The sequence below is a fragment of the Duganella aquatilis genome, from assembly GCF_009674565.1.
Lineage (GTDB): Bacteria > Pseudomonadota > Gammaproteobacteria > Burkholderiales > Burkholderiaceae_D > Rugamonas > Rugamonas aquatilis.
Map to the genome: position 1 here is coordinate 1 of NZ_WKJL01000074.1, position 299 is coordinate 299.

1 rRNA gene is annotated in these 299 nt (G+C 51.8%); it reads right to left on the reverse strand.

Annotation, left to right across the window (positions count from 1 at the left end):
• Window positions 1-299, reverse strand: a 16S ribosomal RNA gene (locus GJ698_RS30300); the annotation flags it as partial.

A 299-nucleotide genomic window follows, 5' to 3' on the forward strand; every position in this document is an offset into this window, starting at 1 on the left:
CGGTTTGTCACCGGCAGTCTCATTAGAGTGCTCTTTCGTAGCAACTAATGACAAGGGTTGCGCTCGTTGCGGGACTTAACCCAACATCTCACGACACGAGCTGACGACAGCCATGCAGCACCTGTGTTACGGCTCTCTTTCGAGCACCACCAAATCTCTTCGGCGTTCCGTACATGTCAAGGGTAGGTAAGGTTTTTCGCGTTGCATCGAATTAATCCACATCATCCACCGCTTGTGCGGGTCCCCGTCAATTCCTTTGAGTTTTAATCTTGCGACCGTACTCCCCAGGCGGTCTACTT